This is a genomic window from Arthrobacter sp. Cr_A7 (genome assembly GCF_029222765.1).
In the GTDB taxonomy this organism is placed as follows: Bacteria; Actinomycetota; Actinomycetes; order Actinomycetales; family Micrococcaceae; genus Arthrobacter.
Window position 1 is genome coordinate 1 of record NZ_JARHXQ010000304.1, and the last position, 16348, is coordinate 16348.

A 16348-nucleotide genomic window follows, 5' to 3' on the forward strand; every position below is an offset into this window, starting at 1 on the left:
GTGAGGTCCGGCCCGGGCTGGAAGTCCACGAACTGGTCCTTCAACTTCTCGAACAGGAACTTGTACACCTCGTCCTTGTCCTTGCCGGACAGGGATGATGCTGCTTCCCGGACGGCTTCCTGCAACGCCCGGTCGGCGTCCAACAGAATCTTTTCGCGTGCCTGCTCGTTCCAATTAACGTCCTGCAGATCCATGGGAGTCTCCTTGCGTTGACGGCTGATGCAGGGACGGCCGGGAAATTCCCTGATGAAATTCCCGGCCGGTCCTTGAAGGAGTCTATGCAGGTGGCGTGCGAAGGGTCCAGCCTTCACACGGGCGCCTTTGGGCTACAGGTGCACGTGCAGGCGCCGCGCCGCTTCCGAAATGGATCCGGTGAGGGACGGGTACACGGTGAACGTGCTGGCGACGTCATCCACGTGCAGCTTTTGCTTGACCGCGATGGAGATGGGGAAGATCAGCTCGGACGCGTTGGGGCCCACCACCACCCCGCCGATGACGGTGCCGGAACCCTTACGGGCGAAGATCTTGACGAAGCCGTCCCGGGCGTTGCGCATCTTTGCCCGGGCGTTGCTGCGCATGGAAAGCTTCACGACGTCACCCTGGTACTTGCCGGAATCGATGTCAGCTTCCGAGACGCCCACGTTGGCGATCTCCGGGGAGGTGAAAATGTTCGAAGCCACCTGGTGCAGTTTGAGGGGTGTTACCACGTCGCCCATGAAGTGCGCGACGGCGATCCTGCCCTGCATGGCGGCCACGGAGGCCAGCGGCAGGACGCCGGTGCAGTCACCCGCGGCGTAGATGTTCGGCGCCGACGTGCGGGAGACGCCGTCCACCTTGATGTGGCCGCTCTCGCTGAGCGCCACTCCGGCTTCCTCCAGGCCAATGCCGGCGGTGTTGGGAATGGATCCCAGGCAGAGCAGGCAGTGGCTGCCGGTCACCTTGGTGCCGTCGCCCAGGGTGACCACTACGCCGTCGTCGGTCCGTTCCACGGCCTCCGCACGCGAGCGGGACAGGACCCGGACGCCGCGGCGTTCGAATACTTCCTCCAGCACGACCGCCGCGTCGACGTCCGAACCGGGAAGCACCCGGTCACGGCTGGAAATCAGCGTCACCTTCGAGCCGAGGCCGTTGTACGCGGAAGCAAATTCGGCGCCGGTCACACCGGAGCCCACCACAATCAGGTCCTCGGGCAGCTCATCCAGGTTGTAGATCTGCGTCCAGTTGAGGATGCGTTCGCCGTCCGGCCGTGCGGTGGGCAGCTCACGCGGGTGCGCGCCAACGGCCAGCAGAATGGTGTCCGCCTCCACGATCTCCGTGCCGTCCACCGTGAGGACCTCGATGGTGTGGTTGTCCAGCAGGCGGCCCGACCCGGCAAGGATGCGCACGCCCTGGATCTCCAGGCCATCGTGAATGTCCTTGGACTGGCTGCGGGCAAGGTTAAGCAAGCGGTCGTTGATGTGCTTGAGGTCCGCCCGCATCACCGGTACAAAGTCGCCGCCGTCGACGTCGAACTTCACGCCCAGCTCCCCCGCCTCGGCGACGCGGGTCATCAGGTCTGCGGTGGCGATCAGGGTCTTGGACGGCACCACGTCGGTGAGCACGGCGGATCCGCCCAGCCCGGCGCGTTCGATGATGGTGACCTGCGCCCCCAGCGAGGCGGCCACCATGGCGGCTTCGTACCCGCCCGGACCACCTCCCAGGATTGCGATCCGGGGTGAACTGAAATCTGGATGCGTAGTCACAATGAATCATTCTCGCTTATCCCCGCCGCAGTACCAAGAATTTCCGGGCGCCGGCGGAACGGCGTGTACTGGGCGCACCAGGGCGGCAGGATAACTTGTACCAGTGAGTACAACAGACTTCCTGAACACGGATCCCTTCGCCGCCGCACGCGCCGCGGCAGACTACATTGCCGAAGAAACAGGAGTGGACAGCCACGACGTCGCCCTGGTGCTTGGTTCCGGCTGGGGCGCAGCGGCAGACCTCATCGGCGAAACCACGGCCACCCTCTCCGCCGAGGAGGTACCCGGCTTCCACGCCCCCGCAGTGGAAGGGCACGTGGGCACTATCCGCTCCGTGCTGACCCGCGACGGCAAGCGTGCCCTGGTCCTGGGCGTCCGTACCCACTACTACGAAGGCAAGGGAGTGCGCGCCGTGGTGCACGGCATCCGGGCCGCGGCAGCGGCGGGGTGCAGCACCCTGGTCCTCACCAACGGCTGCGGCGGACTCAACGAGGACTGGGCCCCGGGCACGCCGGTACTCATCAAAGATCACATAAACCTCACCGCGGCCTCGCCCCTGGAAGGCGCCACGTTCGTTGACCTGACAGATCTTTACTCTTCCCGGATCCGCGGGCTCGCCCGTGAAGTCGATCCCAGCCTTGATGAGGGGGTGTATGCCCAGTTCACGGGTCCGCATTACGAGACGCCCGCGGAGGTGCAGTACGCCAAGCGCATCGGCGCCGACCTGGTGGGCATGTCCACGGCGCTGGAGGCCATCGCCGGGCGGCACGCCGGGATGGAGGTGTTCGGCATCTCGCTGGTCACCAACCTCGCGGCCGGCATCAGCCCCCAGGCGCTGAGCCACCAGGAAGTCATCGAATCAGGGCAGGCTGCCGGCCCCAGAATCTCAAAACTGCTCGCCGACATCATCGCCAAACTCTGAAAATGCGGAGTCACTTCAGGCCCATTCCGGCGCCTGCTTTGGGCCGCCTCTGACCCCGGGTGGCATGAAGTCAGGGAGCAATGACGATAGGTTTATGCCCATGACGTCTTCCGGTGCCGATTTACGCCTGCTCGATGAAGCCCGCGAATGGGCTTCCCAAGATCCGGATCCCGCAACGGCGGCTTCCCTCCTTGAGCTCGTCAGGTCGGTCGAAGACGGGGACGCTGCGGCACGGCAGGAACTGGAAGACAGCTTCCAGGGCACCCTCCAGTTCGGCACCGCGGGACTGCGCGCTCCCTTGGGCCCGGGGCCCAACCGGATGAACCGCGTGGTGGTGCGGCGCGCTGCCGCCGGATTGGCGGCCTTCCTTGTTGACGCAGTCGGCAAAGCCTCGCCCGGAACGCGGCCACGAGCCGTCGTCGGCTATGACGCCCGGTACAACTCGGACGTTTTCGCGGTGGAAACTGCCGCGATCTTCACCGCCGCCGGGATCGAAACCTTCCTCATGCCGGCAGCGCTGCCCACGCCCCTGCTGGCGTACGCCGTCCGGGCATTGCAGTGCGACGGCGGCGTGATGGTTACTGCCAGCCATAACCCCCCGCAGGACAACGGTTACAAGGTGTACCTGGGCCGCCATGCCGTGGCGGAGAGTGGCAACGGCGCCCAGATTGTCACGCCGTACGATGCCGATATTGCGGCACGAATCAACGCCGTGGGCTCCCTGGACTCGATTGTGCTGGCGCCGGAGGGCTGGACCGTCCTGGACGGGTCCATTGCCTCTGACTACCAGCGCGCCACGGCGGAGCTTGCCCGGCGGGACCATTTTCCGGCGCGGGACCTCCGTATTGTCCTGACCCCCATGCATGGCGTCGGCGGCGAAACCGCACTGGCCGTATTGAACGCCGCAGGTTTCCGGGACGTCACCCTAGTGGCCGAGCAGGCCGAGCCTGATCCGGATTTTCCCACCGTCAGTTTCCCCAACCCCGAAGAGCCCGGCGCCCTGGACCTTGCCCTGGAAACGGCAGCGCGGCTGGACGCCGACATCGTGATCGCCAATGATCCCGACGCCGACCGCGCGGCCGTTGCCGCCAAGGACCCGGACACGGGCGCATGGCGGATGCTCCGCGGTGACGAAGTGGGAGCCCTGCTGGGAGCGCACGTGGCGGCCAGGTTTGCCGCCGGCGCCACGGATGCGGGCGAGGCGGAGGGCTCGAAGGGCGTCTTCGCGAATTCGATCGTCTCCTCGCGCCTGCTGGCCCGCATTGCGGCAGCTGCCGGTTTCGCCCACGAGGAGACACTCACCGGCTTCAAGTGGATCTCGCGGGTGCCGGGACTGGTCTACGGCTATGAAGAGGCGCTGGGCTACTGCGTGGCGCCGGACCAGGTGAAGGACAAGGACGGCATCTCTGCCGCCGTGCTGATCGCCGAACTTGCCGCCGCCGCGAAAGCCGACGGGAAAACCGTCTTTGACACCCTGGACGAGCTGTACTTGCAGCACGGCCTGCATGCCAGCGACCAGCTCAGCATCCGGGTTGCCAACCTGGGGCTCCTGGACGCCATGATGAACCGGCTGCGGGTTTCCCCGCCGGAATCCTTCGGGTCATCCACGGTGGAGGTTTTCACCGACCTGGCGGAGGGCACGGACCAGCTGCCGCCTACCGACGGGCTTCTGTACGTCACCCGCGACCTCACCAGGGTGATCATCCGGCCCAGCGGCACCGAGCCGAAGCTCAAGTGCTACCTGGAGGTCATTCACCAGGTGGGTGCCGCAGCGGAACTGCCGGCAGCCCGGCAGGCGGTGCGTGCTGCGCTGGACGAGGTGCTGCGCGATGTCAGCGAGGCTCTGGGGCTTTAAAACCCGAAAGGGCGCCCCACCGGGCGCCCTTTTCCTGCTTTGAGGTGTCGAAGCTGCCGGTTACAGCTCCACCTCGATGAATCCGTCGGTAATGCGGGTGCTGAAGGTTGCGATGCTCAGGCCGGGGGTGCTGAAGCATTCTCCCGTTTCCAGGTCGTAGACCTCTTTGTGCAGGGGCGATGCGATGGTGGGCCGGGTCCCTTTCGAGCCGAGGATTCCACGGGCCATCACGTGCGCGCCGGTGGCCGGATCCTCATGGGCCACCGCGAAAACTTCACTGGGACCGGTGCGGAAGAGCGCCAGCTGGCGTCCGGCGACGAGGGCGGCTTCACCCCAGGCGGGTTCCAGGTCCTCCACCCGGCACACGCGGTGCCATCCGGCGGTGGTCTCAGTTCCGGCTTCGAGTGCCCCAAGTTCCAGTGTTGCCGTCATGTCCGGCTCCTCTCCCTGTGCTGGTTGTCCCTGCGTTCAGCCACCTTTGCGGCCACGTTCCACGCTAGGGCGCGGGTGTTTCGTCGGCATGCAGTGAATGTGTCCGTCTCGTAAAAGACACCTAACCCGGGCGGAAATGCGTTCGTGATGCAGAAGTTAAGTTCGCGAAACAATTGGGAAACTGAAGCGAAACTGCGTCTCCCTAGTCTGGATGGACACTCGTCACCAGAAGGCTGCAGGAAACGCTGCGGCCCATGCGAAAGGCCCACAGTGACCGAACAGACTTCACGCACCGAGACTCCGCGCCGCATCGTCGTCGCCGGCGGCGGCCCTGCGGCCCACCGTTTTGCGGACGCAATGCATGCCCGCGGCCTCGACGGCTGGCATGTCACGGTCCTCACTGAGGAAACGCACCTCCCCTACGACCGTGTGGCGCTGTCCAAGGCCCTCACCGAAAAGGACGTTGACCTCACGCTGGGCAACGCGTCGATGTGGGACCACCCTTCCCTGGAGCTGAAGACCGGCGAGCGCGTGGTCAAGATCAATGCCGAAGCCAAGACGGTGGAAACCGCTGCCGGCACGGTAGTCGAATACGACGAACTGGTGGTGGCCACCGGCTCCAACGCGGCGCGCCTGCCGATTCCCGGCAACGAGCTCACGCACGTGTACCGCACGCTCGAAGACGTCTGGGCCATCAACGAGGCCATTACCCAGCTCACGGAAAAGTTGGGCCGCAAGGTCAATGCAGTCACCATCGGTGGCGGCCTCCTGGGGCTCGAGTCCGCAGCCGGCACTGAGCAGTTGGGCGCCAACCCGATCGTCATCGACGGTTCACAGTGGCTGATGGCCACCCAGCTCGACGAAGGCGCCGGCCAGGCAATGGGCCGGCTCATCAAGGCAAAGGGCTTCGAAGTCCACGGCGGCGTCTTCCCGTCGGAAGTATTGTCCGACGACGACGGTCAGGTCACCGGCGTCCTGATGGCCGACGGCCGTGTCATCGACGCCGATCTCGTGATCGTCGCCATCGGCGTCCGGCCGCGCGATGAACTCTTCCGCGCCGCAGAAGGCGAGGAGCAGATCTTCTCGCTGGGCCAGCGCGGCGGTGTGGTCATCAACGATTACTGCGCCACCGAAGTACCCGGCATCTGGGCCATCGGTGAAGTGGCCAACTTCGGCGGCATGTGCCTGGGCCTGGTTGCCCCGGCCAACACCATGGCCGAGATCGTGGCCGACCGCCTGCACGGCGGCGACGCCACCTTCCCCGGCTTCGACACCGCCACCAAGCTCAAGCTCTCCGGCGTGGACGTCGCCAGCTTCGGTGACGCGTTCGCGAAGACCGAGCACGCCCTCGAAATCGTCTACGCCGACCCCGCCCGCGGCGTGTACCAGAAGATCGTCACCACCGACGACGCCAAGACCCTGCTGGGCGGCATTTTCGTAGGCGACGCTTCACCGTACATGAGCCTGCGTCCGCTGCTGGGCCGCGAACTTCCCGCCGAGCCGGGCGCGTTCCTCAGTGCGGCCGGCGGCGGCGACGCCCCGGAAACCGAACTGCCGGACGACGCAACGCTCTGCTCCTGCAACAACGTCACCGCCGGAAGCATCCGCGACGCCATCAACGGCTGCGGCGCCTGCGACGGCAACGCCCCCGTCCAGGAGCTGGGCGAGCTGAAGGGCTGCACCCGCGCCGGTACCCAGTGCGGTTCCTGCGTCCCCATGCTCAAGAAGCTGCTCGAGACCGAACTGACCAAGTCCGGCGTCGAGGTCTCCAAGGCCCTGTGCGAGCACATCGAACTTTCCCGCCAGGAACTGTTCGACGCCATCCGTGTCCTGGAACTGAGCTCCTTCGAAGAAATCATGGCCAAGTACGGCACCGGCGCCGGCTGCGACATCTGCAAACCGACCATCGCCAACATCCTGGCCAGCCAGAACAGCGCCTACGTTTTGGATGCCGGCCGCGGCACCCTGCAGGACACCAATGACCGCGCCCTGGCCAACATGCAGAAGGACGGCACCTACTCGGTGGTCCCCCGCATCGCCGGCGGCGAGATCACCCCCAAGAAGCTCGGCGTCATCGCCGCGGTGGCCGAGAAGTACAACCTGTACACGAAGATCACGGGCGGCCAGCGCATCGACATGTTCGGCGCCCGGCTGGAACAGCTGCCGGAAATCTGGAAGGAGCTGGTGGACGCCGGCTTCGAGTCCGGCCAGGCGTACGGCAAGAGCCTGCGTACGGTGAAGTCCTGCGTCGGCTCCACCTGGTGCCGGTTCGGGGTCCAGGATTCGGTGGCCATGGCCATCCAGCTGGAGCTCCGCTACCGCGGCCTTCGCAGCCCGCACAAGCTCAAGATGGGCGTCTCCGGTTGCGCCCGGGAATGCGCCGAAGCCCGCGGCAAGGACGTGGGCGTGATCGCCACCGCCGATGGCTGGAACCTGTACGTCGGCGGCAACGGCGGTGCCACCCCGGCCCACGCCCAGCTGCTGGCCAAGGACCTCGACGACGAGACGCTCATCAAGTACATCGACCGCTACTTCATGTACTACATCCGCACCGCAGACCGGCTGCAGCGCACGGCCCGCTGGCAGGAAGAACTCGACGGCGGCATCAAGCACGTCGAGGACGTGGTGGTCAAGGACACCCTGGGCATCGCCGCAGACCTCGAAGCAGCCATGGCGAAGCACGTGGACACCTACATCGACGAGTGGGCCGACACCCTCAAGGACCCCGAGCGCCTGCGCCGGTTCCGTTCCTTCGTCAACGCTCCGGACCAGAAGGACGACTCCATCACCTTCGTCCCGGACGAGCGCGGCCAGATGCGCCCCGCCACGCCCGAGGAAAAGGGCAAGGTCCTCATCGGCGCCTCCATCCCCGTGCGGTCCAGCAACGAAACCGAGGTATAGCCATGCAGCTCAGCATCGATCTCACCGGCCGCGAGGTCCTGGTGACCGGCTCAGACCAGGCCGCGCGCCAGGCGGTGCGCCGCTACGAAGCCGCGGGCGCCGTCGTCTACCGCCTGAGCACCCCGCAGGGCGCCGGGCATGACGGGCCACTGCCTGAGCGTCCCTTCCTGGTCGCAGCGGTCGACGACGGCCAGCCCGGCTGGGACGCCCTGCTGGAGCGGTGCCGCGAAACCGGCATCCCGGTAGCAGCCGAACCGGCCGCCGGCGCCGCGGGCCACGTCACCCTGGTGGGTGGCGGACCCGGCACCACCGAACTGCTGACGGTCGCCGCAGTCAAGGCACTACGTGATGCCGACGTTGTCTTCTACGACCGGCTGGCCCCGTACCAGGAGCTGCCGTCCCTCACCTCCGCCGAACTGGTTGATGTGGGCAAGAAGCCCGGCCACCACAAGGTGAGCCAGACCGACATCGAAAAGCTCATGGTGGAAAGCGCCCTGGCCGGCAACAACGTGGTCCGCCTCAAGGGCGGGGACCCCTACGTCTTTGGCCGCGGCGGCGAGGAAGTGGCCGCGTGCGTGGCCGCCGGCGTCAAGGTCCACGTCGTTTCCGGCGTCACCAGTGCCATTTCCGTCCCCGCGGCGGCAGGCATCCCGGTCACGCACCGCGAGGTCAGCCACATGTTCACGGTTGTTTCCGGGCACGCTCCCCTGACTGAGAAGGAACACCAGCACCTGGCGGGCCTGGGCGGAACAATCGTTGTCCTGATGGGCATCGGCACCCTCCACCAGCTGGCAGCCGGCCTGCGCAAGGCCGGGATGCGCCCGGACATGCCCATGGCCGTGGTGGAACGCGGCTACCGGCCCGGACAGCGCACCACCATCGCGAACCTCGGCACAATTACCTCCGCCGCTGCCGGCTGCAGCAACCCCGCCGTGCTGGTCATTGGCGAGGTGGTTCGCGTGGCAGAAGCCAACCGCGGGCATGCTGAGGCCGCCGCCGACCTGGACAGGCTGGCGGCCTCGCTGCTGGGTTCATGAAAGGATTGACCCCCATGACTGCACTTGCACCGGCCGAAGCGTCCCAGCTCGAAGAAGCTCCCGACGCCGCTGAATCCCCGCTCGAGGGTTTCCGCATTGGCGTGACCTCGCACCGGCGCTCCCGCGACCTGATCGAGGCCCTGGAACGCCGCGGCGCCGAAGTGCTGCACGCCCCGGCGCTGAAAATCGCCCCCGTGCAGGAGGACATGCGCCTCATCGAGGACACCCGGGCCATCATTGCGGCCAAGCCGGACCTCTGCATCGCCACCACCGCCTACGGCATGCGCCGCTGGTGCGAGGCCGCTGACTCCTTCGGCATCGGCGACGAACTGCTGGACACGCTGGGCGCGTGCCGGATGTTTGTCCGGGGACCCAAAGCCCGCGGTGCCGTCCGCGCCGCCGGCCTTGCCGACGTCGGAATCAGCAGCGACGAAACCACCGCCACGCTGGTGGACATGCTGCTTGCCGAGGGCGTCCGCGGCAAAACCGTCGCCGTGCAGCTGCACGGCTATACGGACGTACGCCAACTGGAGCGCCTGCGCATGTCCGGTGCCACCGTCCTGACCGTCACGCCCTACCGCTGGGTCAAGCCCGACGGCGAGGACAAGCTCCCCCGGCTCATCGACGCCGCCTGCACCGGCAACCTGGACGTCCTGACCTTCACCAGCGCGCCCGCCGTCGATGCAATGTGGAGCACGGCCCACGAGATGGGCGTGTACAAGCAGCTGATCGAAAGCCTCAAAACCAACGTCACCACGGCTGTGGTTGGCCCGGTCACGGCGCAGCCCCTGCTTGACGCCGGCGTGACACCGCTGATTCCCGAACGTTTCCGCATGGGCGCACTGATCCGGCTGGTATGCGAGCACCTGGCCCTGAACCATGTCCGGCGGCTGGAAACCCGGTCCGGCAACATCGAGCTCCGCGGACGGAGCCTGCGCATCGACGGCCAGCCCGTTGAACTGGCGCCCGCTCCCCTGCTGCTCCTCCGGGCGCTGCTCGGTGCCGGCGGCGCTGTCCTCTCCCGTGAATCGCTGTCCGACCTCCTGGAACTGCGCGGCTCCGTCCACGCGCTGGACATGACCGTGAGCCGGCTGCGGTCCTCGCTGCCGGACGGGCGCCTGGTGGAAACCGTGGTGAAGCGGGGCTACCGGATCCGCGTCTAGCGCCTGTTTCATGCGCGGTGTGGGGCCCTTTGTGTCCGTTTCGGGCGGGATGAGAGGTGCGTCACGGGTTCTGTTACCGGCCGGTAAAAACTGGCGAACGCACCCCTCCCGGACCGGCAATGACGGGGAAACACAACGGTAAAAGCAGACGCCTACGCTGGGTTGCATCACGAAGTTCCGGCCATTCCCGGCCGCCAGCGAAAGGGCCAGCACATGTCCGCTCCGGCACCCTCCACGTCCATCTCAGCAGCTACCCGCATCGTCATTGCCGGGGCAGGTCCCGCAGCCCAGGCCCTGGTAAGGCAGCTGGACCTGGCCCGGTTCCCCGGCACCATTACCGTGTTGAGCAACCGGGATGACACCCCGGATGAACTGCTGGACCTGGCGCTGCTCCCGCAGGTGTCGGTACGGTTCGGCCAGCCGGCCAGCCACATCGATGCCGTGAACCGGACCGTCGCCACGGCGGACGGCATGGAGTTCGCCTACGACCACCTGGTCATCGCCACCGGATCCGCGCCCGTGGCCAACCCGGTGGAGGGCGCAGGCCAGTGCCTGAACTACTCCACCATCGATGACGCCGCGCGTATCGCCGAGGCCGTTGGCCAGGTGACCCGGGAACTGGGCAGGCGCCCGCTGGGAATCCTGGTGGGCAACGGCGCGGCCGCCGGCCAGGCCGAGGCAGTCCTGCGCGCCAGGGGCGTCCGTCCCATCCGCACCACAGCCCGCCCGGCCGCCGTCGTTCCCGGGAAGTCTGTCTCCGGGCTGGCAGCCTCCGCCGTGATTTTCGAGGACGGAAGCAGCATGAGCGGCGACCTGGTGGTCCTGGCCGAGGAGCGGGTCTCCCGGGACGACCTGGCCGCCACCGCCGGCCTGCTGACGGCACCTACGGGCGGGATCGTCATCAGCCAGGACTTCCGGACGTCCATCCCCGGAATCTGGGCGATCGGGGATGCGGCCGCGTTCGACGGCGTCCGGCTGGGCCTGCTGGTGGCCGCGGCTTCCGCCGCGGGTGCGTGCGCATCACAGCTCCTGACGGCCTCCACGGCCGGGCCTGTCCTGCAGGCAGCCGCCTGACTTCCGGCGCCGGTTCCGGGCGCCCTGGGTGGGGGCCCGGCTGTGACAAGATGGTTCCCGAAACGAGTCAAGGACGCGCCGGGGCCCACAAGGCCCCTGGAGAGGACCATCATGAGCAACGAAGCCACCCCTTCCGTTCAACCAGCCGCCGCTGTTGCCGGGACCATCGCTTCCTACATCGACCACACCCTGCTGAAGCCCGAGGCCTCGGAGTCCGACGTCCTGAAGGTCTGTGCAGAAGCCGCCGAGTACAGCTTCAAGTCCGTGTGCGTCAACCCCATCTGGGTCAAAACGGTCAAGACCGCCCTCAAAGGCTCCGGCGTCCTCACCTGCTCGGTGGTGGGCTTCCCGCTGGGTGCCACACCCACGGATGTCAAGACGTTTGAGGCGCGCGGCGCCGTCCTGGACGGCGCTGACGAGGTGGACATGGTCATCAACATCGCCGCCGCACGGGCCGGTGACAAGGGAGCACTGACGGAGGACATCAGCTCGGTGGCCGAGGCAGTCCATGCCAGCGGAGCCATCCTGAAAGTCATCATCGAAACTGCCCTGCTGACGGACGACCAGAAGGTCCTGGCGTGCCAGGCGGCCGTAGCGGCCGGCGCCGATTTCGTGAAGACCTCAACCGGCTTCAACGGCGGAGGTGCCACGGTGGAAGACATCGCCCTTATGCGCAGGACGGTGGGGCCGGATCTGGGGGTCAAGGCCTCCGGCGGCGTGCGTTCCCTCGCTGACGCGCAGGCTATGATTGCTGCAGGTGCAACACGTATTGGCGCCAGCTCCGGCATTGCCATCGTCAAGGGTGAACAAGGTTCATCCGCCTACTGACGGCCGGCCGGGGGCAGCCACAGATTGAGCCCCGCGGGGCCGAGGAGGAACGAATGTCCAGCAAGATTACGGCGTCCAACCAGGGCTCACCATCGAACCAGGGCACTGTCCGCACTCCCCAGAATGAGAACAAGCTCTCCGGCAGCATCGTTCTCTTCGTCATCATCATGGCCCTGTTCCTCGGAGCCGTGTACTCCCTGTCCTTCCTGACGCTTGGCAACCCGTGGCCGATGGCCGTCTGCCTGGGGCTCTTCGCCCTGGCCTTCTGGATCCCGCAGACCATCCTGGGCCGCTCGGACTCCGCCGGCGAGCACTGATTCCAGGTAAGTAGCGCCAAATGTCGTTATGAGCGGTCAAAACGGCACATACTGCTACCTGGTTGGGGCATAAGCCAACGAAACCCCCGGGACGAGTCCCGGGGGTTCTTTGTGTTTACAGCCAGAGTTTCATCCAGGCACCGGCTGCCGCCGCCACCCTGGTCCACTGGTTCTGCGCGATGGACCAGCCGGCCGCGGTGAGCCCCACCATGGCATAGGCGCTCACCGGGATCAGCACGAGCCATTCACGTTTGGACCCCGCCCTGCCCAGCAATGGCAGGGAAAGTGCGCCGTTGGGCCGCCACACGTTCCGCAGCAGCGGAACCTTGCGCAGCAGCTTGGGCGGCCGGATGACAAGCGGCCACAGCAGCGGCACTCCCCCCGTGGTGATCAGGTCACCCACAATGTGCACCACAACGCCGATGAGCATGGACATGGGCAGCCACGTCCACTGCTCCGGTGCGTACACCGTGACCAGGCCGGCCATGGCCAGCGCGAAGATCCAGTTCGTAATGAACCCGCTCTTGGGGAAGAGCTTCAGGGCCTTGGCCGCGATGTTGATCAGGAACATGCAGAGCAGCCCGGCGCCCACGGACAGCAGGCCCCAGGGGGTCTCCATCTGGAACTGGGACGCCAGGGCGGCAAGGAGCACAAAGACCCCTGCGCCCAGGATCGAATGAGTGCCTTGCCGGTGCCCGCCGCTGGCGTTCTCGATACCCACGGCAATCACGTTGGACAGCGGCGGCAGGGAATTGGCCACTGTACTGTGACGGTGGTCCCAGTCGCACACCAGTGCAGTCCCCGCCGTCGCCATGCCGCCAATCAGGATGCCGGTGGCATCCAGCGGGTACCAGCCCAGGGTGTAGGGGCCGGTGGACGCAACAGCTACCCACGCCGCGGCTCCCGACGCGGCGTGGTGTCCTCCCATCATCCGTCAGGCCACTGTCAGCGGCTGGTCGGAGAAGATGTTGCGGATCACTCCGTTGGCCCATTCCAGGATTTCCGCGTCCTGCAGGTCCCGGCCACCGATCCGCGCCGTTTTTGGCTTGGGAATCAACACGGCGTCGAGTGCCGGCTTGGACTGCGAGCCCGGATACATCCGGGTCAGCCGCATGATCTTCGATTCCGGCAGCTGCGCCGGCGAGAATTTGATGAAGTTGCCCTGCAGGGCGACGTCGGACAGGCCGGCTTCCCGGGCACCCACCCGGAACCGGGCCACCGCCACCAGGTTCTGCGCGGGCAGCGGCGGCTCGCCGTAGCGGTCCACCAGCTCGGCCAGGACCTCGTCGATCGCCTCGTTGGTGAGGGCGGAGGCCAGTTTCCGGTAGGCCTCAAGGCGCAGCCGCTCCCCCGGCACATAGTCGTGCGGGAGGTGCGCATTGACCGGCAGCTCGATCTTCATTTCGGCGGCCTTTTCCTCGGCCTCGCCGCGGAAGTCGGCCACCGCCTCGCCCACCAGCCGGATGTAGAGGTCGAAGCCCACGCCCTGGATGTGCCCGGACTGTTCGCCGCCCAGCAGGTTGCCTGCCCCGCGGATTTCCAGGTCCTTCATGGCCAGTTGCATGCCCGCACCCAGCTCGTTGTGGGCAGCCACGGCCTTGAGCCGCTCCAGCGCCACCTCGCCCAGCGGCTTCTCGGAGGGGTACAGGAAATAGGCATAAGCGCGTTCACGGCCGCGGCCCACCCGCCCGCGGAGCTGGTGCAGCTGGGACAAGCCGTACTTGTCCGCGCCGTCCACAATCAGGGTGTTGGCGTTGGAGATGTCCAGGCCCGTCTCGATGATGGTGGTGCACACCAGGACGTCGAAGCGCCGCTCCCAGAAGTCCACGATGATCTGTTCCAGGCGGCTTTCGGACATCTTGCCGTGGGCCACTTCCACCCGGGCTTCCGGAACCAGCTCACGGATTTTCGCCGCGGTCCGTTCAATGGTGGACACCCGGTTGTGGACCAGGAACACCTGCCCCTCGCGCATGAGCTCGCGGCGGATGGCGGCCGAGGTCTGCTTGTCCGTGTACGGGCCGACGTAGGTCAGCACGGGATGGCGTTCCTCCGGCGGGGTGGCCAGCGTGGAGGTCTCCCGGATGCCGGTGAGGGACATCTCCAGGGTGCGGGGAATCGGCGTGGCGCTCATCGCCAGCACGTCCACGTTGGTGCGCATCTTCTTGAGCGCTTCCTTGTGTTCGACGCCAAAGCGCTGTTCCTCGTCCACGATCACCAGGCCCAGGTCCTTGAACTCGAAGTCCTTGGACAGCAGCCGGTGGGTACCGATCACCACGTCCACGGAGCCGTTCTTGACGCCTTCCGCCGTCTCCTTGGCCTCCTTGGCGGCCTGGAAGCGGGACAGCGGCTTCACCCGCAGGGGGAAGCCGGAGAAGCGCTCAGTGAATGTCTCATAGTGCTGCTGGGCCAGCAGGGTGGTGGGCACCAGCACGGCCACCTGTTTGCCGTCCTGCACGGCCTTGAAGGCAGCGCGCACCGCGATCTCGGTCTTGCCGTAGCCCACGTCGCCGGACACCAGCCGGTCCATCGGGATTTCCCGCTCCATGTCCGCCTTGACCTCATTGATGGTGGTCAGCTGGTCTGGCGTTTCCACGTACGGGAAGGCTTCCTCCAGTTCACGCTGCCACGGCGTGTCAGGGCCGAAGGCGTGCCCGCGCGAGGCCATCCGGGCGGAGTACAGCCGGATGAGCTCACCGGCGATTTCCTTGACGGCTTTCCGGGCTTTGGACTTGGTGCTGGCCCAGTCCGCTCCGCCCATCTTGCTCAGGACAGGGGTGTCGCCGCCCACGTAGCGGGTCACCTGGTCCAGCTGGTCGGTGGGAACGAACAGCCGGTCTCCCGGTGCGCCGCGCTTTGACGGCGCGTACTCCAGGACAAGGTACTCGCGGACGCCGTCGCCTCCGCCGGCCACTTTGCGCTGGATGAGCTCCACGAACCGGCCGATGCCGTGCTGCTCGTGGACCACGTGGTCCCCCGCCACCAGCTGGAGCGGGTCCACGGCGTTGCGCCGCTTGGACGGCATGCGGCGCATGTCCTTGGTGGATCCGGCGGACGTGCGGCCCAGGAGGTCGGCTTCGGTGAGCAGGCCCAGCTTCAGGCCGTCCAGGACAAAACCGCGTCCGACGGCGGCAGTGGTCACTTCGATGATGCCCGCCTGGGGTTCGTGGTCCAGGCTGTCCACGCGGGCGCAGGGGATGTCAGCGTCGTGGAAGAGCTCGGCCAGGCGCTGGGCGGGGCCGGGGCCCTCGGTGGCCACCACGATCCGCCACTGGTCGCGCACGTGGGATCCGATGAAGTCCATCATTTCCGCCACGTCGCCCTGGTAGCCGCGCGGCTCGCGGGCGTGCAGGTTCAGGACGTCAATCTCGGGGAGGAGCTCCTCGTCCTGGGCGAGCGAGGTGATGGACCACCAGGACACGCCGTGCTCCAGTGAGGTTGTGCGGGTCTCGGCCAGGGACCGGAAGCTGGCCGAGTGCAGGGCCGCGGTGGCCTGGGAGCTCAGGTCCAGGGGCGCCGTCCCGCCGTCGGATGCCGTTGACCAGGCCGCCTCCAGGAACTCCTCGTTGGTGGCGGCAAGGTCGTGGGCCCGGGTCCGGACCTTTTCGGGTTCGATGACCACGGCAATGGATTCCGCGGGCAGCTGGTCCATGAACGGGACCATGGAGTCGACCAGCACCGGGGCGAGGGACTCCATGCCTTCCACGGCGATGCCGCCGGCGATCTTTTCCAGCATGTCGGCCGCGGCCGGAAGCTGGGCCTTGAGCGTAGCGGCCCGGGACATCACGGACGGCGTGATGAGGATTTCGCGGCAGGGCGGGGCATGCAGTTCGGTGGGGTGGTGGATGCCGGGGGCGGACAGCGAGCGCTGGTCTGCCACGGCGAACCAGCGCATCTGGTCCACCTCGTCGCCGAAGAATTCCACCCTGATGGGGTGGTCCTCGGTGGGCGGGAAGACGTCGATGATGCCGCCACGGACAGCGAACTCGCCCCGGTGCGTCACCATGTCCACGCGCGCGTACGCAGCATCGGCGAGGCGGCGCACCACGTCCGTGAAGGAGACGTCCTGTCCCACCTTCA

13 protein-coding genes are annotated in these 16348 nt (G+C 66.9%); 8 read left to right on the top strand and 5 right to left on the bottom strand.

The genetic code is table 11. From position 1 onward, the window contains the following. Both P2Q66_RS17905 and P2Q66_RS17910 read right to left on the bottom strand, forming a co-directional pair. The coding region (locus P2Q66_RS17905) for a hypothetical protein (RefSeq protein WP_275730325.1) at positions 1 to 194 on the bottom strand (194 nt) is incomplete at its 3' end. Positions 195 to 326: 132 nt separating this feature from the next. Further along, positions 327 to 1742: an NAD(P)H-quinone dehydrogenase gene (locus P2Q66_RS17910; protein WP_079595631.1), complete on the bottom strand. Its 1416-nt coding sequence runs from the start codon at positions 1740 to 1742 to the stop codon at positions 327 to 329. Between the two features lie 103 nt (positions 1743 to 1845). On the opposite strand from P2Q66_RS17910, the gene P2Q66_RS17915 reads away from it, so the two are divergent. Both P2Q66_RS17915 and P2Q66_RS17920 read left to right on the top strand, forming a co-directional pair. After that, positions 1846 to 2664, top strand: a complete 819-nt coding sequence (locus tag P2Q66_RS17915; protein ID WP_275730327.1) for a purine-nucleoside phosphorylase — start codon at positions 1846 to 1848, stop codon at positions 2662 to 2664. A 100-nt stretch (positions 2665 to 2764) separates the two neighbouring features. Further along, positions 2765 to 4519, top strand: coding sequence for a phospho-sugar mutase (locus P2Q66_RS17920; RefSeq protein WP_275730328.1), 1755 nt, complete (start codon positions 2765 to 2767; stop codon positions 4517 to 4519). Positions 4520 to 4579: 60 nt separating this feature from the next. Here the strand turns inward: P2Q66_RS17920 and nirD are convergent, their stop codons facing one another. Next, complete coding sequence (gene nirD / locus P2Q66_RS17925) at positions 4580 to 4951, bottom strand: nitrite reductase small subunit NirD (RefSeq protein ID WP_275730329.1); 372 nt, start codon at positions 4949 to 4951, stop codon at positions 4580 to 4582. A 270-nt stretch (positions 4952 to 5221) separates the two neighbouring features. Here nirD and nirB point away from each other — a divergent pair, with 270 nt between their 5' ends. The 6 genes from nirB (at position 5222) to P2Q66_RS17955 (ending at position 12271) form a co-directional block, all read left to right on the top strand. Further along, positions 5222 to 7852, top strand: a complete 2631-nt coding sequence (gene nirB / locus P2Q66_RS17930) for a nitrite reductase large subunit NirB (RefSeq protein ID WP_275730331.1) — start codon at positions 5222 to 5224, stop codon at positions 7850 to 7852. A gap of 2 nt (positions 7853 to 7854) precedes the next feature. Beyond that, entirely contained in the window at positions 7855 to 8889 is a 1035-nt protein-coding gene (gene cobA, locus P2Q66_RS17935; RefSeq protein WP_275730334.1) for a uroporphyrinogen-III C-methyltransferase, read from the top strand. A gap of 14 nt (positions 8890 to 8903) precedes the next feature. Continuing rightward, a complete protein-coding gene (locus P2Q66_RS17940; protein ID WP_079595637.1) occupies positions 8904 to 10052 on the top strand; it encodes a uroporphyrinogen-III synthase in 1149 nt (382 codons plus the stop codon). A gap of 213 nt (positions 10053 to 10265) precedes the next feature. Next, entirely contained in the window at positions 10266 to 11126 is an 861-nt protein-coding gene (locus P2Q66_RS17945; protein WP_275730335.1) for an FAD-dependent oxidoreductase, read from the top strand. Between the two features lie 111 nt (positions 11127 to 11237). Further along, positions 11238 to 11954 carry a deoxyribose-phosphate aldolase gene (gene deoC, locus P2Q66_RS17950; RefSeq protein ID WP_275730336.1) on the top strand — a complete coding sequence of 239 codons (717 nt, stop codon included), beginning with the start codon at positions 11238 to 11240 and terminating at the stop codon, positions 11952 to 11954. 53 nt (positions 11955 to 12007) lie between these two features. Beyond that, a complete protein-coding gene (locus tag P2Q66_RS17955) occupies positions 12008 to 12271 on the top strand; it encodes a hypothetical protein (RefSeq protein ID WP_079595640.1) in 264 nt (87 codons plus the stop codon). A 115-nt stretch (positions 12272 to 12386) separates the two neighbouring features. On the opposite strand, the gene P2Q66_RS17960 is transcribed toward P2Q66_RS17955, so the two are convergent. Continuing rightward, the gene (locus P2Q66_RS17960; RefSeq protein WP_275730338.1) at positions 12387 to 13202 is read right to left on the bottom strand and encodes a metal-dependent hydrolase; all 816 of its coding nucleotides are present in this window, start codon (positions 13200 to 13202) and stop codon (positions 12387 to 12389) included. A 3-nt stretch (positions 13203 to 13205) separates the two neighbouring features. After that, on the bottom strand, positions 13206 to 16348 hold a 3143-nt coding region (gene mfd / locus P2Q66_RS17965; RefSeq protein WP_275730340.1), incomplete at its 5' end, for a transcription-repair coupling factor.

Bases quoted from the DNA above. Each gene is read 5' to 3' on its own strand.
- P2Q66_RS17920 (WP_275730328.1), top strand. From the start codon at position 2,765: ATGACGTCTTCCGGTGCCGATTTACGCCTGCTCGATGAAGCCCGCGAA.
- nirD (WP_275730329.1), bottom strand. From the start codon at position 4,951: ATGACGGCAACACTGGAACTTGGGGCACTCGAAGCCGGAACTGAGACC.
- cobA (WP_275730334.1), top strand. From the start codon at position 7,855: ATGCAGCTCAGCATCGATCTCACCGGCCGCGAGGTCCTGGTGACCGGC.
- P2Q66_RS17940 (WP_079595637.1), top strand. From the start codon at position 8,904: ATGACTGCACTTGCACCGGCCGAAGCGTCCCAGCTCGAAGAAGCTCCC.
- P2Q66_RS17945 (WP_275730335.1), top strand. From the start codon at position 10,266: ATGTCCGCTCCGGCACCCTCCACGTCCATCTCAGCAGCTACCCGCATC.
- deoC (WP_275730336.1), top strand. From the start codon at position 11,238: ATGAGCAACGAAGCCACCCCTTCCGTTCAACCAGCCGCCGCTGTTGCC.
- P2Q66_RS17955 (WP_079595640.1), top strand. From the start codon at position 12,008: ATGTCCAGCAAGATTACGGCGTCCAACCAGGGCTCACCATCGAACCAG.
- P2Q66_RS17960 (WP_275730338.1), bottom strand. From the start codon at position 13,202: ATGATGGGAGGACACCACGCCGCGTCGGGAGCCGCGGCGTGGGTAGCT.